At 52.7% G+C, this 20,970-nt stretch carries 20 protein-coding genes; 19 read left to right on the top strand and 1 reads right to left on the bottom strand.

The features are described 5' to 3' along the window. Positions 1 to 25: 25 nt before the first annotated feature. From KGZ92_09680 to KGZ92_09645, 8 genes are all read left to right on the top strand, one after another. Complete coding sequence (locus KGZ92_09680; GenBank protein ID MBS3889532.1) at positions 26 to 403, top strand: hypothetical protein; 378 nt, start codon at positions 26 to 28, stop codon at positions 401 to 403. Positions 404 to 889: 486 nt separating this feature from the next. After that, on the top strand, positions 890 to 1,309 hold the full coding sequence (locus KGZ92_09675) for a hypothetical protein (GenBank protein ID MBS3889531.1): 420 nt from the start codon (positions 890 to 892) through the stop codon (positions 1,307 to 1,309). Between the two features lie 186 nt (positions 1,310 to 1,495). After that, on the top strand, positions 1,496 to 2,353 hold the full coding sequence (locus KGZ92_09670; GenBank protein MBS3889530.1) for an ABC transporter ATP-binding protein: 858 nt from the start codon (positions 1,496 to 1,498) through the stop codon (positions 2,351 to 2,353). Beyond that, positions 2,350 to 3,111, top strand: coding sequence for an ABC transporter permease (locus tag KGZ92_09665; protein ID MBS3889529.1), 762 nt, complete (start codon positions 2,350 to 2,352; stop codon positions 3,109 to 3,111). Before KGZ92_09670 ends, KGZ92_09665 begins: the two co-directional genes overlap by 4 nt. Positions 3,112 to 4,489: 1,378 nt before the next feature. Next, positions 4,490 to 5,467, top strand: coding sequence for a hypothetical protein (locus KGZ92_09660; GenBank protein MBS3889528.1), 978 nt, complete (start codon positions 4,490 to 4,492; stop codon positions 5,465 to 5,467). A gap of 123 nt (positions 5,468 to 5,590) precedes the next feature. Beyond that, the gene (locus tag KGZ92_09655) at positions 5,591 to 6,286 is read left to right on the top strand and encodes a hypothetical protein (GenBank protein MBS3889527.1); all 696 of its coding nucleotides are present in this window, start codon (positions 5,591 to 5,593) and stop codon (positions 6,284 to 6,286) included. A gap of 1,350 nt (positions 6,287 to 7,636) precedes the next feature. After that, the gene (locus KGZ92_09650) at positions 7,637 to 8,575 is read left to right on the top strand and encodes a hypothetical protein (protein ID MBS3889526.1); all 939 of its coding nucleotides are present in this window, start codon (positions 7,637 to 7,639) and stop codon (positions 8,573 to 8,575) included. A gap of 304 nt (positions 8,576 to 8,879) precedes the next feature. Next, positions 8,880 to 9,170: a hypothetical protein gene (locus KGZ92_09645; GenBank protein ID MBS3889525.1), complete on the top strand. Its 291-nt coding sequence runs from the start codon at positions 8,880 to 8,882 to the stop codon at positions 9,168 to 9,170. Here KGZ92_09645 and KGZ92_09640 read toward each other — a convergent pair. Continuing rightward, the gene (locus tag KGZ92_09640; protein ID MBS3889524.1) at positions 9,167 to 10,042 is read right to left on the bottom strand and encodes a DMT family transporter; all 876 of its coding nucleotides are present in this window, start codon (positions 10,040 to 10,042) and stop codon (positions 9,167 to 9,169) included. The two genes, KGZ92_09645 and KGZ92_09640, sit on opposite strands and share 4 nt — an antisense overlap. 513 nt (positions 10,043 to 10,555) lie before the next feature. Between KGZ92_09640 and KGZ92_09635 the strand changes: the two genes are divergently transcribed. From KGZ92_09635 to guaA, 11 genes are all read left to right on the top strand, one after another. Further along, the gene (locus tag KGZ92_09635) at positions 10,556 to 11,968 is read left to right on the top strand and encodes an MATE family efflux transporter (protein ID MBS3889523.1); all 1,413 of its coding nucleotides are present in this window, start codon (positions 10,556 to 10,558) and stop codon (positions 11,966 to 11,968) included. Positions 11,969 to 12,069: 101 nt separating this feature from the next. Continuing rightward, positions 12,070 to 13,041, top strand: coding sequence for a thiamine-phosphate kinase (gene thiL / locus KGZ92_09630; GenBank protein MBS3889522.1), 972 nt, complete (start codon positions 12,070 to 12,072; stop codon positions 13,039 to 13,041). A gap of 50 nt (positions 13,042 to 13,091) precedes the next feature. Next, positions 13,092 to 13,541: a tRNA (adenosine(37)-N6)-threonylcarbamoyltransferase complex ATPase subunit type 1 TsaE gene (gene tsaE, locus KGZ92_09625; GenBank protein MBS3889521.1), complete on the top strand. Its 450-nt coding sequence runs from the start codon at positions 13,092 to 13,094 to the stop codon at positions 13,539 to 13,541. Then, positions 13,505 to 14,173: a tRNA (adenosine(37)-N6)-threonylcarbamoyltransferase complex dimerization subunit type 1 TsaB gene (gene tsaB, locus KGZ92_09620; GenBank protein ID MBS3889520.1), complete on the top strand. Its 669-nt coding sequence runs from the start codon at positions 13,505 to 13,507 to the stop codon at positions 14,171 to 14,173. Before tsaE ends, tsaB begins: the two co-directional genes overlap by 37 nt. Beyond that, complete coding sequence (gene rimI / locus KGZ92_09615) at positions 14,170 to 14,655, top strand: ribosomal protein S18-alanine N-acetyltransferase (protein MBS3889519.1); 486 nt, start codon at positions 14,170 to 14,172, stop codon at positions 14,653 to 14,655. Before tsaB ends, rimI begins: the two co-directional genes overlap by 4 nt. Then, the gene (gene tsaD / locus KGZ92_09610) at positions 14,643 to 15,662 is read left to right on the top strand and encodes a tRNA (adenosine(37)-N6)-threonylcarbamoyltransferase complex transferase subunit TsaD (protein MBS3889518.1); all 1,020 of its coding nucleotides are present in this window, start codon (positions 14,643 to 14,645) and stop codon (positions 15,660 to 15,662) included. The genes rimI and tsaD overlap by 13 nt, the downstream gene beginning before the upstream one ends. A gap of 169 nt (positions 15,663 to 15,831) precedes the next feature. Then, the gene (locus tag KGZ92_09605) at positions 15,832 to 16,416 is read left to right on the top strand and encodes a 5-formyltetrahydrofolate cyclo-ligase (protein ID MBS3889517.1); all 585 of its coding nucleotides are present in this window, start codon (positions 15,832 to 15,834) and stop codon (positions 16,414 to 16,416) included. A gap of 256 nt (positions 16,417 to 16,672) precedes the next feature. Next, the gene (groES, locus tag KGZ92_09600; GenBank protein ID MBS3889516.1) at positions 16,673 to 16,966 is read left to right on the top strand and encodes a co-chaperone GroES; all 294 of its coding nucleotides are present in this window, start codon (positions 16,673 to 16,675) and stop codon (positions 16,964 to 16,966) included. Positions 16,967 to 16,978: 12 nt separating this feature from the next. Beyond that, complete coding sequence (gene groL / locus KGZ92_09595; GenBank protein ID MBS3889515.1) at positions 16,979 to 18,601, top strand: chaperonin GroEL; 1,623 nt, start codon at positions 16,979 to 16,981, stop codon at positions 18,599 to 18,601. Positions 18,602 to 18,662: 61 nt separating this feature from the next. Then, positions 18,663 to 19,247: a 2'-5' RNA ligase family protein gene (locus tag KGZ92_09590; protein MBS3889514.1), complete on the top strand. Its 585-nt coding sequence runs from the start codon at positions 18,663 to 18,665 to the stop codon at positions 19,245 to 19,247. 101 nt (positions 19,248 to 19,348) lie between these two features. Then, positions 19,349 to 20,890 (top strand): glutamine-hydrolyzing GMP synthase, encoded by a 1,542-nt coding sequence (gene guaA, locus KGZ92_09585; GenBank protein MBS3889513.1) that lies wholly within the window; start codon positions 19,349 to 19,351, stop codon positions 20,888 to 20,890. Positions 20,891 to 20,970 lie beyond the last annotated feature (80 nt).

Genomic DNA, 20,970 nt, shown 5'->3' with positions numbered 1-20,970 from the left:
CAAGCATTAGGGGGTGACTTCATCAATGGTAATTGGTACGGGAGGCATGGAGCTAGAATTATGGCAGGTAATGCTGATGTTGATAGGTGCTGGCGCTATGGTCCTCTTAACAGTTTTTATCGTGAGAGATTTGGTGCGTCGTGGGCGCGTGGAACAAGACGCGAGCGATGCCAAGAGACTTGAGACAAGGAGACGAGGAGGACGCATTGGTACCTCATGTTGGGTGGCTAACGTTGCGATGCTTTTGGCGGTGCAGAGCGATTTAATTGAGGCAGCTGTTCTTTGGCATGAGCTATTAATGGTGATTGGTACTGGTACAGTGGTATTCACGGCAACTGAGCTCATGTGGGCGTTATGCCGCAAAGCACTTGCTAAGATTAGAGCACCACATTCAAAGGCGTAAGCTTTGCCACGCCCCATCTGCGGTAAGCTGGTGGGGCGTTCTGTCGCACAGGTCCTCCCTGTCGTACGCTATTGCTGGAGAGGCCCGGCAATGCGGCGATGGAACGCTCTGACATCTCTTCATCGTGCACATTCTTCTGATATTCTTGTATTGAGCCATTTCGAGCTCTCCGAATTGCTCCGTTTGCTCAGTTTCGCAAACAAAGCATGCAGGATTTTTGGTCGGAGTGGCTCACTTTTCAATTAGCAAAAGTGGCTGTATTGGCTCATTTTTAGATTAGCCTTTACAAAGGATACGAGCGGAACAGCTAAAAAGGCTTCCGTATGAGTTTTTGAGAGGCTTGTTCTTATCGCGGGAAACGGATGGAAGCAAAATGCGGCAGACAAGGCTTTAGACGAAACTGTAAATTGGCTAGGAGAATTAGGCGATGCCATAAGAGAGGAGGTGTTAAATTAATGGTGTGAACGGTAAGATAAAGTGGACAGATTGGCGCGAGTCGATGAGGTAGTAATAACCGAAGACATGGCACCGTCTTACCCGTACCGCCCTAAGGGGTATCCTGTCGACCCGACGCTTCTTCTTGGCATGTGTTTAGTAGAGACTTTCAAGCCACAGTATTTATCTGCGTTAGGGTCGCTAATTAAATCTTGCTTGGCTAGGCGTGTATTGGTATTCACGAGCGGATTCATGCTTCCCCATGTAATGGAGGCCATTGCCGTTGCTCCGCACGACTGGGAAGGTGGAAGCGAAGTCCGCTTTGTGAAGTGCCACAACCGCTATTGGGGTGGGAACATGCATATGTGCGACCTCATGACCGTGGATGATTTTATCGCGCAACTATCTTCACTCTACAGCTGGATGCCCGATCTCGTAGTTATGTCAGAATCCAGCTTCCACAATGGCTAGGGTACATCTTTATGTTGGAGATAAGCAAGTGTGTCCTAAGGGCTTCTCATTCATTGGCATGCGTGAAGGAAAGATATTCCCTATATGGGAGAAGAAATGCAGGTGACTAGTAATCTCACAGTTGCAATCGCGATCAGTGATGTTTGGAAGAAGTATGGTCGGACACAAGCCCTTGCGGGTCTTGCGTTGGAGGTTCCCAAGGGGAGCTTAGTCGGTTTGGCTGGGCCAAATGGCGCGGGAAAGACCACTCTGGTTAAAATTATCTTAGGTGTTACCAGCTACGATTCCGGACAAGTCACGGTACTCGGATTAGCGCCGAGGACTCAAGGGATGCAGATCAGAGGTCAAACTGCCATTGTCCACCAGCGCAGCGGCGTCGATGCTTTCTTGAGCGTCTGGGACAATGTACAGATATACATTCGATTGCGCGGGCTTGAAGTCGCGGCCAGTGAGACCAAAGCAAGGGAATTACTGCGGGATTTCGGCTTGGAAAAGGTACTCCAGCAGCCAATGATTATGCTCTCCGGTGGCGAAAGCCGGAAGGTCCAAATCGTAAGAGCGTTGCTCCTTGACCCACCACTTCTGGTAATGGATGAACCGACAGCAAGCGTCGATCCGGAGAGCAGAAGAACCCTGTGGTCTAAGGTGCGTCAGCTGACGTCCAAGGGAACTACGGTATTGTGGACAACGCATGATCTGCATGAGATGGCTGCCGTTAGTGACTGGGCATTCGTACTAAAAGGTGGTCAACTGGTTCGGGGTGACACTCCCCGTAACTTGGCTAGGTTGGTGGGTGGGGATGTCATAGAAATTCGCGGGCGCTTCTCGGAGGAATTGCGTGCCAATATCACCGAAATACCCGCTGCTAGACTTATTAGACACTCCAGCACAGAACTTGTGTTCGAGAGCAACTCCCCAGAAGCAGCTCTGCCTCGTGTGGTAGCAGTTCTGCATGACTGTGAGGCTACTATTTCCGCAATTTCTATCCGGTCTGTAACGTTTGAGGAGGCCTATGTACGACTGGTGGGGGGGGAAGTAAGGTGAGCCTTCTATTAGGGCTAGTATACCGTGAGCTTAAATTGTACACGCAATCACCGACGAATGTCGCCCTGTCTCTAGCTACTCCAGTGATCTACGCGCTTTTGCTTTCCACTGCCTTGGGTCGAGCTGTAGGGGACGTTATCCACAATGGTAATCCCATTTCCTATGCAGCATTTGCCGTTCCCGGCCTTGCCGTTCTCGCGCTCTTGACCAGCAGCATGTCCAACTCACAATCGCTATTCCAGGAACGAGATTCGGGGATGCTCCTTGAGATAATGTCATGTCCGATCTCGCCGCGGACGTATGTGCTGGCCAAGTATTTTGGTACTACGATCGTTGCCACCTGCCATGGTCTTCTGTTGCTTGGCTCGACGACTCTGTTGTTTGGATTGCGGTGGGATGTTCTGCGGTGGCTTGCTGCCTTAATCGGGTTACCATTAGGGAGTATTCTTATTGTGTCAGTTTATCTTCTAATATGTGGGTTGGTGAAGTCACTGCAAACCTTCCTAATCGCCATGAACCTGTTATCGATGGTGATGATGTTTGCATCAACAATCTTCACACCGCAAGATGCATTCGTATGGCCCCTAAATCTGTTAGTAATGATAAATCCCGTGACGATCAGCGCTGAGATGATGAGGTCTATTATGCTCAGTCCCGCCACTGAATGGATAGGTGCCTTGGCACAAGTGACAGCACTGGGTACATTGCTCACTATTGGGGCGGTGCGGATTCTTGAGCACAAGTTCAAACAGCTGTAGTACTCCGTAAGCGTCTACCTTCCACCCTTGGGTCAATCCAAGAGGGGCAAGGGCGGGCAAAACATATGTTCGCAGCAAGTAGTATGAACCATTGCTATTCCTGATCCTAACCAACCCCGCCTGAGGAGGACATAGACTATTCCCTTAGTTGACACGGTAGAGGGCACAGTTTCGAACCCTGTTGCTCCCACCATAAGAACTAGTAACGCCAGAGATTTTGCGCCTTTGGCGTTCTTGTGTTGTAGAGAAAAACGACTTAATAGATAAAAATTCCAACACAAAGGGTTTTCTTCTTTGGCTAGGCCCACTCTGGAGCCGTAATTGAAACTGGCAGCGTAAAACCTTCGGGAAATAGGAGCCTATGCTCTGATGATTTGCAGGGGTGGTCTTTAGAGCGGCCAATTAGGTTAACTATTAAGATGTTAATTTAACTTAATATTAGCAATAAATCTTGACATTGGGGGGGGGTAAGCTATAGTCACTATAGAAACTTCTACTAGAAATGAGGTGGAGCCGGGTATTGTACATTTTGGCTGCTCCTTCTGCCGAAAGGTATCGATTCAAAAAGGCTCTTGACAGACGAAGTGGCGAATCCCATTAAAGCCTACCTGCCCTGCCCCTTAAGAGAAAAGCAGGGACCAGCCAGTGCCAGTTTTGAGGCGACCACAGTAGTTTTGCCGCAATTCCGCCCCAAAATAACCTACGCAAATTCAAGGAGGGTGCTTGTGAGAAGGGTATTCGTGATTCTAGCAATTGTGCTCATCTTAGTTAGTCCAATGATGGTTTCGGCCACGACGTCCAGAACGCTATCCGTCTTTCACTCCGATGAAGCTTGGATAGGATTTAATCCTAGCAGAACCATATGGTCAACTCTAGTTAATAACAGGGGGTTTACTCTAGCGGAGTTTCAAGCATATATAAACCATGCACAGAGCCAATGGGCGAGAGCGGGTATTCACACGTTTGGAGTAGATGATCTTCCACCCGCTTCTATACAGATTTTTGGGGGAAGTCGAGCTGACCTTGAGAACATGAATGCTGCTTTGCGCACGCGCTCTGCCCTTACTGTTCCCGTGAATTGGCCCATGGTTGGCACCCACACCTTTCAACACCCCACCCGTGGAACCTTGTCGATCCCTAATCATCGAATCGATCTGATGAGGGTATACGTACCTCGACAACCTTGGTACTATTTGTGGTGGCACGCTGACTATTATCGCACGTCATTTACCCATGAACTGGGGCACGCCCTAGGGTGGTTTGGACACAGTCCAAACTCCCAAGACGTTATGCATAGGTCTGATGGGCGTCGACCTGTGCTGACTATTAGGGACATTGAACATCTTAGGCAGAACTACTGATAGGGGAGGAAGACGCTGTGATGACAAAAAAGAGAAAGACTATTATTGTTGCAGTGACCGTACTCTTGGTAAGCGCAGTGGCTTACTCTGCCGCAGCCGTGCTGTTCCCCGCACGACGTTTAGCCCTGACTGAGTTCCACGGCCCACGGGGGGGATCATTGTTTGGTTTGCCACTAGTGGAGCCAACGTTTGAAAACCATGTGATTATGCTGTCTTCGAACGTTATCGTCGGCACGATAGTGACGACTCCACCGGAAGGAAGGGCAGAACAGCAAGGCATCTTTGAGGTTGAGGTAAAAGAGGATTTGATTTCTCGCACTGCCGGGAACACAATTATGGTGTCTGCAGAGAACGATTTGTTCGAAGTGGGCGAAACTTATCTGATGTTGTTATCGAGAATCGCTCGCACCACTTTCTCATTTGATTTTTACGTAGCGGATTCGGAGTTTGTGTTTCGGGTAGACGGCCTGGGCGACCAAGTGCAGCGCCTTGTTAATCCTGCGGAGCGCGTTTTCATGGCCCCATTTCAGGACCCCAAGTATAACTCTCTTTCGCGGCTAAGACAGTACATTCGCGGTCTAGCCCCGGCCAATAGAATGCGCTATATACATAGAGACAGAGATGTAAAAGTGCTAGAGCAAGCTCCGAGTCACGCCGCTCTCATCAATCTGGCAGATCACATTCTGTTGATTGAGACTATTTCCGCCGAACTGAACGCTAATGGGACGGCAGCGATGGTCGGTTTTAGAACTATCCATACATACAAGGGCGAAGGGATACATGCCACAACAACCGCAAGCACATTCAAAGGGGTGAATGTTGCAACCATCTTGTTTCTGCCTACTTACGTGGAGATCAATCAGCGCTATCTTGTATTCTTGGTGGAAGAAGATGACGGACACATCACCTTGGCCACTCGCAGGGGTAGTGTCGTCGCCGAAACAGATCCAGAGTTTAGCCCCTTGCTCGAAAAGCTCACCGCGTCACGGCGTTAGTGGGGGAGGTCCCCTCTGTCGGTAGAGGATGCAGATGTAAAACGCGTTGCTCTTTGGGTACGAAGAAAGGAGTTTTACATGCGAACAACACGTCAAGCACTATTCTTGTTTTGTGCAGGGGTAGTGGCAATAGTGGTGTTAGGATTTTTAAGTTTGCTTTGGATTGATCATTACAGACTGGGGATCGATCTTCCTCGCACTAATGAGTTGTTTATAGATAGCACCGGCATGGAGTGGCGAGTATTAACTAGGGATGCAAATAGAAACAAGCTCATCATTACCGAGCGCGGGCAGTTCGTAGGAAACCGCTATGCCATGACACTGACCTTGGCAGATGGTACTTCGAGAATACTGACGGAGCCTGTAGGTGTTCAATTTAATAGCGAAAACGTGTTTACGAGTTTGAGTGAAAGCGATGTGCTACGCCCCACATTGGACGCATGGTTCGCTAATATATTAGCCCCTGAACTGAGAGAACGCGCATTGCCAGCGGAAAATATAGATAATGTCGCTTCGGATATGGAACACGAACTCCAGCGTATTGACCCTAGTTTATTAACTCACGTAGGTGCCGGAAGCGTTACGCCCCAAAACGCGATGTTCGTGTTATCCATAACGGAGGTACGAAAGTATGCAGAGTCCGGCACATTCAACATACTCTATCGCAGCTGGCTTCGTTCGCCTGGTGTATCGGAGGGGCGCGTAGCTCAATCGGGTGCAAGTGACCCTGATCGTGGGCGCAGAAGATTGAGCTTTTCTGAGGCAGAAGCTACAAGAGAAAGTGGCTTTCGACCAGCAATATGGACTCGTTCACCATAAACGCACGACAACGGGGACGTTGCGACAGAGGGGACGGTTCTTTTTGTCGGTGTTTTGCGACAAAAAGAACCGTCCCCTCTGTCGCAGAGGTTTTGCGCCTTTGGCGCTCTTGTGTTTAGTAAAAACGACTAATAGTTAAAAATTAACCCACGAGGGTTTTCTTCTTTGGCTAGGCCCACTCTGGAGCCGTAATTGAAACTGGCAGCGTAAAGCCTTCGGGAAATAGGAGCCTATGCTCTGATGATTTGCAGGGGTGGTCTTTAGAGCGGCCAATTAGGTTAACTATTAAGATGTTAATTTAACTTAATATTAGCAATAAATCTTGACATTGGTGGGGGGTAAGCTATAGTCATTATAGAAACTTCTACCAGAAATGAGGTGGAGCCGGGTATTGTACACATTGGCTGCTCCTTCTGTCGGACTGTAAATCTCACCGACGAACTAGTTGCGAGGCATGAAGCGGGCAGTGTTTGCCAGACTAGTTTAACGCTCACACACACTGGCCCTCTCTGGCGGGAGTTGTAGATTCAATTAATTTTTTGACAGGTAAAGCAAAAAATCCCCTTAAAACCCACATGCCTTGCCCCTTAAGGGAGAAAGCAGGGTCCAGCCAGTGCCAGTTCTGAGACTCCCCCAGTCGTTTTACAGCAATTCCGCCTTAAACAACCCACGTAAAATTAAGAAGAGAGTGTTTGTGAGAAAAGTATTCGTGGTTCTAGCATTTGTGCTCATCTTAGTTAGTCCAATGATGGTTTCGGCCACGACGCCCAGAACGCTGACTGTCTTTCACTCGGATATCAATACAATAGGGTTCAATCCTAACAGAACCATATGGGCGCACCTCTTTGACGATGGATTCACTCCGACGGACTTCGCGGCATATGTAGATCATGCGCGGAACCAATGGGTGAGAGCTGGCATTCACACGTCTAGAGTCAATGATCGCCCTGCTGCGTCAATAGAGATTTTTGGAGGAACACGAAGTAGACTTGAGGAAGAGGAACCCCGTCTGCAGGGGCGCGTGGGTGTTGCCATTATCGTGAGTTCTGCCAACGTTGGAAACCACACCTTTAACTGTCCCACCCATGGACTTCGGTCCATCTCTAACCATAGACTTGACTTGATGAGGGTATGGGTGCCGCAGCGAGGCTTCCTACTTCTGTGGTGGCAGCGCACCGACCGCAACCGCACGACGTTTACCCATGAACTCGGTCACGCCTTAGGGTGGTTTGGACACAGCCCAAACTCGCAGGATGTCATGTATGGGGCTGATGGGATGCGGCCCATATTGACTATTAGGGATATAGAACATCTTAGGCAGAACTATTGAGGAGAGGAGGGAGACGTTGTATGACAAAAGGGAGAAAGACTGTTCTCGTTGCCGTGGCCGCGCTTTTGGTAAGCGTAGTAGCCTACTCTGTCGTAACCGTGCTGTTCCCCCCGCGACGGTTAGCTCTGACGGAGTTTCACGGCCCCAGGGGAGGGGCAGTATTCGGCTTGTCATATGTGGAGCCCACGTTTGAAAACCATGTGATTTATTTGTCTTCGAATGTGATCGTCGGCACTGTACTGACGACCCCGCCGGAAGGAGCGAGCGTTGGTTTTTACGATGTGAAGATAGAAGAAAATATACTTTCGCGCATGGTAGAAAGTACAATCAAGGTTTATGGAGAGGGTGATCTCCTCACGCAGGGCGAAACCTACCTGTTATTGTTATCGAGATTCGCTGCCACCGTGTATCCATTTGATTTTTATGTAGCCCGCTCTGATTTTACATTTCGCGTAGATGTCCCAAGCGACCAGGTGCAGCGCCTTGCTAATCCCGCGGAGCGCGTGTTCATAGCCCCGTTTCAGGACCCCCGGTATAATTCCCTTTCGCGGCTCCGAGCGTACATTCGCAGTCTTGCCCCGGCCAATCAAGTCCGCTCCTACCGTTTCCTGAGGAACAGAGATGTCCAAGTGATAGAGGAAGCTCCGAGCCAGGCCGCTCTCATCAACATGGCCGACCACATTTTGATGATTGAGGTTGTCTCGGCCGAGCTAATTCCCAACGGGATGCTAACGCGAGCTGGATTCACAACTCTCAAGGAGTTTAAAGGTGAAGGTACTCACGGTGCCTATTCCTTGCTTCTCCCTCCTGATGCGAAGGTCAACCAGCGATACCTTATTTTCTTGGTGGAAGCAGAAGATGGTGGCGTCACATGGGCCACTCGCAGGGGCAGTGTGGTGGCCGAAGATGATCCAGAGTTTAGCTCCCTGCTTGAAAAGCTCACCGCGTCAGGGCGTTAGTGAGGGTGGCGCGGACATCTAGATTTGATTCGCATCTCCCTTCTGCTTACATCCGAGCCAATTTCGCAGCAAGTAGCATGGCCCATTGCTATTCCTGATTCTAACCAACCCCGCCCGAGGAGGACATAGACCATTCCCTTAGTTGACACGGTAGAAGTCACAGGTTCGAAACCGGTTGTGCCCACCATAATAGCTAGCGAGTTTTTTTCTAACTCCTAGTGAACGCGCCCCCTAGGGGGCGCGTTTTTGTGTTAAACATTACCTTGTGGTGAACACTAGACAAAATCAAGAGGGGGAATAGCAAGTGGAATTTGTGCCCGTTCCAGAGCCTTGTCGAGCCGCACAGGCCAAGCTCATTGAGCAAGTAGCGCAAAAGATACATCGGTACGGCCTAGAGGTGCCGGCCATCTTCTTTGGCGAAGCGATGAAGCCGGCCTCCTTTGCCCTAGGGCAGGCGATGCATGCTTTCTCTTTTCTGCCTGAAGCTTACTTCGGGAGAGAGGACTTATGGCAGCAGCTCGGCTTTATGCTCGATGACCGCAGTCAAGTGGAAAAGCTATTAGTGCGTCTAGAGGAGCTCGCTAAATCGCGCTAAGCGGGGCGAGCGGCGGGCAGAGGTCGCAGTTCTGCCAAGACAATGCCGAGCACAATCATGGCGCCGCCGAGTACACCTAGGGCGCCTAGTCTTTCGCCTGCCACGAGGTAGCCAAAGACAGCGGCAAAGACAGGCTCAGCCGAAAAAATTAGGGCGGTATGCGTTGCGCTGGTAAACTGCTGCATGCGGCACTGCACATAAAAAGCGAGCGCCGTGGCTAAGAAGGCAGTCATGCCGAGGGCGAAGAACAGCTCAGGGGGAAAACTAGTCGGAGGGCTCTCTAGGGTTAAAGCTAGCGAACTAAAAAGAGTGGCCGCGACTCCGGTCATCCCTAGGGCAAACGAGAGAGGGTTGAGCTCTTTGGCGCGCCTGCCGATGGTGATTATCTGCAAGGCAAAACTCAGCGCACATCCAAGAACTAGGGCGTCACCGAAGTTAAACGGGTCGCGACCAGTACCGCTAAGAAAAAATAGCCCGAGCGCGGCCAGTGTCACCCCGAGCGTAACTTGCCGGGGCGGCCAAGCGCGACTATAGAGGCTTACGATGAGCGGCACCAATATCACCGACAAGCCAGTAATAAAGCCAGCGCGTGAGGCTGTCGTAAATTGCAGGCCCAAGGTCTGCAAGGCAAAGCCAGAGGTCATCATGAGGCTAGGCGCGATTACTAACCGCCAGTGGGGGAGTAGCCCCCGCACCGTGCCGGGAATGAGTGCCAGCACGAGTGCCGCCAGACTAAAGCGGCCGGCGAGAAAATAAAATGGCGTAATAGTGCCGATGGCGTCTTTGACAACCACAAAAGTAGCGCCCCACACGATGGTGACACCAAACAAAGCGAGATTAGCCTGCCACTGTGGCAGTGTCCTAGTCGTCATGTGCCACCCCCTTACCTGACCATTCTAACATAAATTAGTATGATTTTGAGGCACAGTTATGGTTGCACTGTTGAACCTTTTGTTTCTCACTTGCTTGGTAGGAGACGATTTCAACCACAGAGGGCCTCCTTGTTTCTCTGTGACCTCTGTGTACTCTGTGGTAAAAAGCGTGTCTTCCCCACTCTAACCTCTACTCTGTGGTAAAAAAATTCCCTCCCCGTGCTACAAGGGTAGGAGACGATTTCAACCACAGAGGCACAGAGGCGTGGAAAAGAGAGGAACAAGGAACGAGGGTATTTGCTTAAATAAACTCTTTCTTTCTCTGTGACCTCTGTGTGCTCTGTGGTAAAAAACGTACCTTCCCTATCCTGCCTCTTATTTCTTGCTTCTTGTCTCTTGTACTCTGTGGTGAAAAACGCACCTTCCCCTCTCTAAACGCATTCAGATTAGCTTGACTTCTCTCCCTTGACACGGTAGTTTATTATTGCACGCGAAATATTAGGGGGCATTAGCATGACAGGAGCCTCGACCACAGGAGTCTCGCACAGGGCCATCTCTCATCCGCTTTCCTTGCATGAGCTAGGCCATGAGCCACACAGTGGAGAGATACAGTCTCAAGTTTTACGCCTCGCCCTGCCTGCCATGGTGGAGCAAATACTCATGACCCTAGTGAGTATGGTAGACATGATGATGGTCGGTAGCCTTGGGGCAAGTGCTATCGCCGCGGTGGGTCTCAGTAATCAACCCATGTTCGCTGCGCAAGCGCTTTTTTCTGCGGTTACCGTTGGCAACACTGCTGTCATTGCCAGGCTGATGGGGGCGCGCAATGTAGATGGTGCCAATCATGCGGCACGCCAGTCCTTCATGTTGGCGATAGTGATGTCACTCCTGCTCACTGTCTTTGTTCTCGTTGCCGCACCATTTATCATAAGCTTTATGGGTGCAGAGCCTGACGTTGCGCCCATCGCCATAACCTACACCAGGATTGTCGGGCTCAGTCTGTTGTTTTCGCTCGCCACGGTAATCTTAAACGGTGTGCTGCGTGGAGCGGGTGATATGAAAACGCCGATGCGGGTCAACGTCGTTGCTAATCTCATCAATTTAGTGGGCAACTACCTCCTCATCTTCGGGCACTTTGGCTTTCCGGCCCTCGGAGTAGCGGGAGCAGGTTATGCCACTTTGTTTAGCCGCGCCATCGCTCTTTTTATGGTCGTGGGGGTGTTCTTCTCCGGCAAGTTTGTGCTACGTCTGCGTTTAACGGACTGTTGGCGCCCCGACTTTACGGTCATGCGCCGCATCTTGCGCGTCGGATTGCCTGCCTCAGGGGAACAGCTCATTATGCGCGTAGGCATGATGCTCTTCGCGCGCATTGTGGCAGGTCTAGGCACAGTGCCGTACGCTGCGCACCTGCTCGCTATTAATATCGAAGGTCTGTCTTTTACACCGGGCATGGGGTTTGCCATGGCCTCCACCACACTGGTGGGGCAGGGCCTTGGGGCGGAGCGTCCAGATTTAGCAAAGAAGTTAGGCTTAGAATCGCGCCGCATAGCCATGCTCTTTATGGGTACCGTGGGAATAATTATATTCATATTTCCGCATCAGTTGCTAGGTCTTTACACTAGCGACCCCGAGGTAATTCGTCTCGGCACGATCTGCTTGCGCATCATCGCCCTCGTGCAGCCGATGATGGCCTCTAACTTCGTGATGATGGGGTCACTGCGTGGCGCAGGCGACACGCGCTTCGTCATGCTTATTACGATTGCAGGCATCTGGCTAGTGCGGTTGAGTCTCGCCACACTCCTCGTCCATCACTTAGGTCTAGGCCTGACGGGCGCATGGATTGCTATGTCCCTCGATCAGACGACACGTGGCGCGTTTGCCTACTGGCGCTTTAGTCATGGAGGTTGGCAGCAGGCGCGGGTCTAGGTGAGGTATCTGTGAGATTAAGGCGCGTTATAGGGCAGGTTGTGACCTGTCTTTTTTGTCTGTATAATTAGGTTGTCTATAGTGAAGTAAGGGGTATTATTGTGGAACTTAAGGACTTAGGCGAATTTGGCTTAATTAAGCGCCTCCTGGCTAATCAGCCTACGGCGGTGGGGGTTATCGTCCCCCCCGGGGATGACGCGGCGGTGCTCGAAATTACCCCGGGGCAGAGGGTTGTCTTGACTTGTGATTGCATGGTTGAAGACGTGCATTTTTTGGCTAAGGCCAGTGGCTACGACGTAGGATACAAGCTGTTGGCGAGCAATATAAGTGACATTGCCGCCATGGGGGGCGTGCCGCGCTACGCAGTGGTCACCTTGGTAGCTCACGTCGCGACTGCGGTAGCCTGGCTAGATGATCTTTATGCTGGGTTACGGGCCTGCGCTTTAGAATACGGAGTGGCTGTAGTGGGCGGCGATACTAGTCGTGGCGATAAAGTAATGCTGAGCGTAGCCTTGCTCGGCGAAGTCGCGCCTTTTAGGGAGCTCTTGCGTAGTAGTGCTAAGCCTGGTGACTTAGTATGTGTTACCGGGCCTCTTGGCGGCAGTGCCGCAGGGTTAGAGGTAGTCTTAGGCAAGGCTAGCCCGCCAGAGCGCCTCGCAGAGGAGGCGTTAGCCCGTCATTACCGGCCTCGCCCCCAGGTTGCGGCCGGCTTGCTTATCGCCTCGCTTGGCGGTCGCTGCGCTAACGACATTAGCGATGGCTTGGCCAGCGAAGCGCATGAGGTGGCTGCAGCCAGTGCCGTAGAGATAGAGATTGACAGCGCGAAAGTGCCGCAAACAGAGGCTACAGTCTATATTGCCAACGCCGTTGGTAAAGACCCCTTGGATTTCGCCTTCTATGGCGGCGAGGACTACGAGCTCTTGTTCACTGTGCCGGAGCATACTTGGCTAGAGGTGCAGGCTGCCCTGCCTACAGCCCGTGTTGTGGGGCTGGTGCGGGCAGGGCAAGGTGTCTTTGTGCGCCGCGGCGAAAATATCAGGCCGCTCGCGCGGGGGTATACTCATTTCAGATAGGCGGTTAGAGTGTGGAGCTAGAAACGACAGTTGCCCTTACTTTGCGCGACATGGGACGAGAGTTAGGGCAGCGTCTCATAGGCGGGATGGTCATAATTTTGCGCGGCGACTTAGGGGCGGGCAAGACTTCTTTTGCGCAGGGCGTAGCCGAGGGCTTAGGGGTAAGCTTGCCGGTAACTTCGCCTACTTTTGCTTTAATCCAGCTCTATGAGGGCCGCCACCTTAACTTGGTGCACTGTGACTTTTACCGACTAAAATCCCCGCAAGAAGCTCTAGATATCGGTTTCTTAGAGTACCAGACTGCACGCAATGTGGTCCTGGTAGAATGGGGAGACGCCTTCAGGGAGCTTATGCCAGGTGATGTGCTGACGCTTGACATGATTTATACCGAGGCGGGGCGTAAGATTCACCTCGAGCAGGTAGCATCAAAATACCAAGCAATAATAGACGAGTGGGTGCAGGCATGCCAATCCTCTGTTTCGACACCACGACCAAGGTAGCCTCTGTCGCTGTGGTAGAAGGCGATGCTGTGCTCTGCGAAGTAAGTCTAGGCCATGTGGAGAGCCATGCCGCCCGCCTCCTACCAATGGTCGACTTTGCCCTGCGGCAGGCCAATGTCAAGAGGCAGGATATTAAACAGATTGCCGTCGGCGCAGGGCCCGGCTCTTTTACCGGCCTCCGCATTGGGCTTAGTCTTGCTAAAGGCCTAGCGGAGGGCTTAGCTGTGCCCTTGGTCTTACTCTCTACGCTCGAGGTCTTGGCCCAAGCAGCTTCTCTTCACCCCGGCGTGGTCATTCCGCTCTTAGACGCGCAGCGGCAAGAATACTATGCGGCAGCTTTTAAGTGCGGGCAGGGTGAATTTACGCGTCTGTCACCTGACATGGTGGTCAAGAAAGAAGAGTTCGCCGTCTGGGCACATTCGTTTGCCTCCCCGGTGCTTTTGACGGGTGAAGCCGCCCCTTTGGCAGAGCATGCTACAGGGTTTTTTGTGGCCAGAGCTTTTCTCTCTGCCCCGCGTGCTGCCATAGTAGGAATTTTGAGTCAAGGGCGTACACCTACGGATCCGAAATGTGCCCTGCCCAACTACATTCGCACTTCCTCCGCACAGCCGAAGAAGGGAGGCCTATCATGAGCCTTGTTCTTAGCCGCATGACCGAGAGTGATATTGACGAAGTCCTCTTGATAGAGCAATTGTCTTTTCCTACGCCTTGGTCGCGCCAAGCGTTCGTGGGTGAACTGACCAATAACCCGCTCGCCATCTACCTAGTCGGGCGGATTGAATCGCGCCTTGTTTGCTACGGCGGCTCCTGGATGTTCTTAGGGGAGGCGCATATCACCAATATCGCCGTGCACCCTGACTTTCGCGGGCAGGGCTTAGGTGAGGCCATCTGCCTCTCCTTGATGGCGGAAGCAGTAGAGCTCGGTATCGCCCGCATGACTTTAGAGGTTAGGGCGATGAACATCGTGGCGCAGGGCTTGTACCGCAAGTTAGGTTTCTATTCGGCGGGCGTCCGCCCCGGCTACTACACAGACACGAAAGAAGACGCCCTAATTATGTGGAAAGACAATCTTTTGCCAGAGAGCTGCGAGGACACACAACCATGCGCGAAGTGATACTGGCTGTAGAAACCAGCTGCGATGAGACTTCGGTGGCCGTCCTAGCCGAAGGCAAGCACATTTTGGCGAACATCGTCGCCTCACAGGTAGATGTGCATCAAATTTACGGCGGTGTCGTGCCCGAGATTGCCTCACGCCAACACATTGAAAACATAAGCCTCGTGGTTGACACCGCGCTCTCTACAGCCGGGGTTAGCCGTAAGCAACTTTCGGCCATCGGGGTGACCTGTGGCCCGGGCCTCGTAGGGGCTCTCCTGGTCGGTGTTAGCTATGCCAAAGGGCTAGCCTACGCCCTAGACATACCCCTCATACCAGTGCATCATCTAGAGGCTCATATTTACGCTAACTTTCTCTTGACGGAGCCCCCGTCCCTGCCGCTGATGTGCCTCATAGTCTCCGGCGGACATGCCGACTTAGTCTACATGCCTCGCCACGGCGAGTTTCATTTGCTTGGGCGCACGCGAGACGATGCGGCGGGCGAGGCCTTTGATAAAATTGCCCGTGTCCTCGGTTTGCCGTACCCGGGTGGGCCGCATCTCGAAAATTTGGCCTCCCATGGTCATGCTGCGCTCGCCTTCCCGCGGGCTTACCTAGGTCCTGACAGCTTGGACTTTTCTTTCTCGGGGTTAAAGTCAGCGGTGTTAAACTATATAAATACGAGCAGGCAGCAGGGCAAAGACCTGGTCGCTGCCGATGTCGCGGCAAGTTTTCAGGCGGCTGTGGTCGAGGTGCTGGTGGAGAGGGCCATAGCGGCGGCGAAAAAAGTAGGCAGCACCAATTTATGTCTCGCAGGTGGGGTATCGGCTAATAAAATGCTGCGACGCGGACTTGCCACCGCAGCCAGTTCGGCGGGGTTACAGTTTTTTGTGCCGGAATTTCAGTACTGCACCGATAATGCCGCCATGGTGGCCATGTCGGCCTACCATCGCTGGCAGGGCGGCGTCGTGGCTGACTTGTCCCTTAATGCCGCAGCCGTACTGCCGATGACGAACTGGGCTACATAAATGACTCGCCATAATGCTGTGGATAATGGGTATAACTCAGAGAAATTCGCACCACTACAGGCTATTTTCTGTGGATAAACCTGTGTATAGTGTGGACAGTAATTTATTATGTTAACTAGAGCACCAATTTATGGGGTAGGCCTACGGCGTTGTTTTAAGGAGAGGGCACATGGATAAACAAGTCTGGCGAAACAAAATGCAAGCACTTCGCCGTCAGTTAAGCGCAGAAAACCGGGCCGAACTTAGTGCCGTACTTTGCCAAATGCTTATGTCGGCCCTACTTTGCGGCCAGGGAAGCAGGGTGATGGCCTACCTCCCCATACGTGGTGAAGTGGACTTAAGCCCCTTGCTCCTTACTCTCGAGGAACGAGGGGTAGAGATCGTGTTGCCGAAAGTCATGGGTGCGGGGCGCATAGAGCCCTTTCTCTGCCCGCGGTCCTGGCATGAGCACGTGCAGGTGGCCACTTACGGTATTCGCGAACCAAGTGGGGACGCGCGCCAAGTAGAGACAGAGTCACTTGACTATGTTCTCGTTCCTGGCCTGGCCTTTGACCGTGAATTTTACCGCCTTGGCTATGGCGGGGGGTACTACGACCGCTTCTTGCCCCGTTTGGGACCACGTGCGGTAACAATAGGGGTGGCCTTCGCTATACAAGTGGTCGAGAGCCTGCCACATGAAGAGCATGACGGAAGGCTCGACGCCCTCATCACGGAGCAAGGCCTAGTCTGGCGTGAAGCGGTGCCCCCTGCATAAATTTGTGGTGTTAGGGCAGACTAGCGCAGTGTATAGAGGGCTGTCTAGTGTCTAGGCACGTAATATAGAGCTAGATGTAGTAGCGGGCAGCAATAAGGAGATAATGCGCTAAAAAGCGCTCTTTGCGTCCAAAATTAGCCCCCTATCGCCTCCGCTCGGTGTTGCTCACTCTGCGCGGTGCGGTTATAGTATTGTTAGCACTCAACCTTACTGAGTGCTAATGATTACATACAACAATCTAAGGAGGTCTGTGTCCATGAAGTTGCAACCACTAGCAGACAGGATCGTAGTTAAAGCTCTTGACCGCGAAGAAAAAACCAAGAGCGGTATCGTGTTGCCTGAAACTGCCAAGGAGAAGCCCCAAGAAGGCGAAGTTCTCGCTGTAGGGCCCGGCAAAATGGGCGAAGATGGCAAGCGCATTGTCCCCGAAGTAAAAGTGGGCGACAAGGTTGTCTATTCTAAGTACGGCGGCACCGAAATCAAGATAGACGGCGTGGAATACCTCATTCTTAAGGAATCAGACGTTCTCGCTATCGTCAACAAAGGCTAGGAGGTTTTGAAGATGGCTAAAAAGATTATTTTCAATGAAGATGCCCGCCGTGCTCTGCAACGTGGCGTTGACGCTTTGGCCGATGCGGTAAAAGTAACGCTTGGTCCTAAGGGTCGTAACGTTGTTCTTGAAAAGAAGTTCGGGGCCCCCCTCATCACTAATGATGGCGTGACCATTGCCCGCGAAGTAGAGCTAGAAGACCCCTTCGAGAACATGGGCGCACAACTCGTTAAAGAAGTAGCTACCAAGACCCAGGACGTAGCTGGCGACGGCACGACCACGGCCACTCTTCTGGCGCAATCCATCGTGCGCGAGGGCCTCAAGAACGTCACTGCTGGTGCTAACCCCATGGGCATTAAGAAGGGCATCGAGAAGGCCGTAGAAGCCGTTGTAGCCCACATTAAAGAATTGTCCTCTCCAGTTGCCGACAGCGCCGCGATTGCCCAAGTGGCCTCCATTTCCGCTGGTGACGAAGAAATCGGCCGTCTAATTGCCGCAGCCATGGACAAAGTTGGCAAGGACGGCGTTATCACCGTTGAAGAATCAAAGACCTTCGGCACCGAGCTCGAAGTAGTAGAAGGTATGGAGTTTGACCGTGGCTACGTTTCGCCTTACATGGTCACCGATGCCGAAAAGATGGAAGCCGTGCTTGAAGACCCCTTCATATTGATCACCGATCGTAAGATCAGTGCTATACATGACATCCTCCCCGTGCTAGAAAAGCTTGTGCAACGCGGCAAGCCCCTACTCATTATCGCCGAAGACGTAGAAGGCGAAGCGCTTGCTACTCTCGTTGTCAACAAGCTCCGTGGCACGTTCACTTGCGTTGCCGTCAAGGCACCTGGCTTTGGCGATCGCCGCAAGGCCCTGCTCTCCGACATCGCTGTGCTTACACAGGGCCAAGTTATCTCTGAAGAGCTCGGTCTTGAGCTTAAGAGCACCGACATCACTATGCTCGGTCGGGCACGCCAAGTGCGCATCGGCAAAGAAGAGACCGTCATTGTCGACGGACACGGCTCTAAAGAAGAGATCGTCAAGCGCGTCAACCAAATCAAGGTGCAAATTGAAGAGTCCACTTCGGACTTCGATAAAGAGAAGCTGCAAGAGCGTCTCGCCAAGCTCTCTGGTGGCGTAGCTGTCATCCGCGTGGGTGCTGCCACTGAAGTTGAAATGAAAGAGAAGAAGCTTCGCATTGAGGACGCACTCTCTGCTACCCGCGCAGCTGTAGAAGAGGGCATCGTTCCCGGTGGCGGTATTACCTTGCTCAGCTCTATTGCCGCGCTGGATGCTATCGAAGCAACTGGTGACGTCAAGACCGGCGTAGACATTATTCGCCGTGCCCTCGAAGAGCCAGTTCGTCAAATTGCCAGCAACGCCGGCCTCGAAGGGTCTGTCATCGTGGGCAAAGCTAAGGAGCAAAAAGTTGGCTTCGGTCTCGACGCCCAGAACGGCACATGGGTTGATATGCGCGCGGCTGGTATCGTAGACCCGGCCAAGGTGGTGCGCAGCGCACTGCAAAACGCCGCCTCTATCGCCGCCCTTATCCTCACCACAGAGACCCTCATTGCCGATAAACCCGAACCAAAGTCTGCCTCCATGCCTAACCCAGGCATGGGCGGCATGGACATGATGTAAGTAAACAGAACGAGCCGCCCTCACTGTGGGGCGGCTCACTTCTTAGAGGGGAGAGTCGCGCGTGGATGTTTTTCTCGTGGCGCGTCCTCAGGGCAGGCTGCTCGGCATGGCTCTAGAGGTGCAAGAGGCCCTCAACCGTCGTTACAAGCTCTATGACCACACCTTGCCGCCCCTACATCTTACGTTAGCCCGCATCACTGCAGGTGACGACGTAAATTTCACGCGGGCCATAGAGTGCATTGGCCGGGTTGTGAGCCGCACATCCCCCTTCAATATTGAGGCGCGGGGGTACTTGCGCTTTGGCGCGCCTCACTTAGCGGTAGGTATTGCCGTGCTAGCTAAGGAGCCCCTCGTCTCCCTGCGCGAGGCCCTCGCGATGGAGCTCAAGGAGCAAATGGTGAACGTGAACAGTCAAGAGTGGAGGCCTCACATTACCCTGGTCTCAGCGACCTTTAGCAATAGTTCTTGGGGGGAGGCAGAGTGGTTATCTGCCTATGACTGTGCACTAGAGTTCCCTCTGGTGGCAGAATGCCCAGTCAGCGAGTTAGAGCTGTGGTACCCCGAATATGTGCCTCAAGTTAAGTCGCTGGCAGGCTTCACGCTGGGAGTGGGTCGTAAACAGGGGAGGGACACTCCGCAGCAATAAGGCGAACGATAGCAGTACTTTTACTGCATATTGTTCGCCTTCTCTGTTGTCGACTCCACTTTACATGGTATAATCTCAAAAAGGCCAAGGAGGCGCAAATAGTGCAAGCTAGCCGCGAAATGGTGCTTATTCTCGACTTCGGCGGGCAGTACGCCGAGCTCATCGCTAGGCGTGTCCGTGAACTGCATGTTTACTGCGAAATATGGTCAGCCGCAAAGTCGGCGGCGGAAATCGCACAGGCGAAGCCCGTGGCCATTATATTCTCTGGCGGGCCGAACTCGGTCTACGCTAGTGGTGCGCCTAAGGTAGATGCAGAAATATTTCGCTTAGGGGTGCCCATCCTCGGCATTTGCTATGGGATGCAGCTCTTAGCGCAGGCCTTAGGTGGGACAGTGGCGGGCGGAGAGGGACGCGGAGAGTATGGCCGCGCCTTGCTTACTGTGCCCAAAGCCGAGGGAATCTTTGCCGGCTTGCCCGAGAAATTTGCCGTGTGGATGAGTCATGGTGACTCGGTTACCACTTTGCCAGAGGGGTTTGTCGCTGCCGCCCACACCGAACACACTAGCGTGGCCGCCATGCACAATCTAAGTATGGGCATAATTGGGGTTCAGTTTCACCCCGAAGTAGTGCATAGCGAGTTCGGCACTGCGATGCTTAAAAACTTTTTGTTTGGTGTCGCCAAGGCTAAGGCAGATTGGCAGATGGACTCCTTTGTCGAGACGGCAACGGCGGCCATTAGGGCGCGCGTAGGCGACGAAGAAGTAATCTGCGGCTTAAGTGGCGGGGTAGATTCGGCGGTGGCGGCGCTACTCGTACAACGCGCCGTAGGTGACAAACTAACCTGCATTTTTGTCGACCATGGCCTACTGCGTAAAGGTGAAGCCGCTGAAGTAGTCAGTACTTTCCGCGACCAGATGGGCTTAAAGCTTGTCTATGTCGATGCCGCGCAGAGGTTCTTGGCCAAGCTGGCTCATGTAACCGACCCAGAGCAAAAGCGCAAGATCATCGGGGCCGAGTTTGTGCGCGTCTTTGAAGAAGAAGCGTCCAAGCTAGGTGGGGCCAAGTACTTGGTGCAGGGCACCCTCTATCCTGATGTCATCGAGAGTGGCAGCGGTACCGCCGCCACCATTAAGACGCATCACAATGTGGGCGGCTTGCCCAAGGACATGAAGTTTACTCTCATCGAGCCGCTACGGCTCTTGTTCAAAGATGAAGTGCGTGCCGTAGGTCGTGAACTAGGACTCGCACCTGAAATAGTAGAGCGACACCCGTTCCCTGGCCCGGGGTTGGCAGTGCGCATTATGGGCGAGGTGACGCCGGAGAAACTAGCACGAGTTGGCGAAGCAGACCACATCGTGTGCCAAGAAGTTGCCCGCGCTGGATTACAGCGCGAGATTTGGCAGTGTTTTGCCGTTTTGACGGGTGTAAAAAGCGTGGGTGTTATGGGCGACGAACGCACTTACGCCGATGTAGTGGCTGTGCGCGCCGTCGCCTCGACCGATGCCATGACCGCCGACTGGTTTCGCCTGCCCTTTGACGTGCTCGACCAAATTTCCCGCCGCATCGTCAACGAAGTCAAGGGCATTAACCGCGTCGTTTACGATATCACCTCCAAACCCCCCGGCACCATTGAGTGGGAGTGACGACCACAAGAGGCAAGAGGCAAGAGGCAAGAGGCAAGAGGCAAGAGGCAAGAGGCAAGAGGCAAGAAACAAGAAGCAAG

The sequence above is a fragment of the Bacillota bacterium genome, assembly GCA_018333655.1.
GTDB lineage: Bacteria > Bacillota > UBA994 > UBA994 > UBA994 > BS524.
Note: the sequence above shows the minus strand (reverse complement) of the source record. Positions and strands in the feature narration are given on the sequence as shown.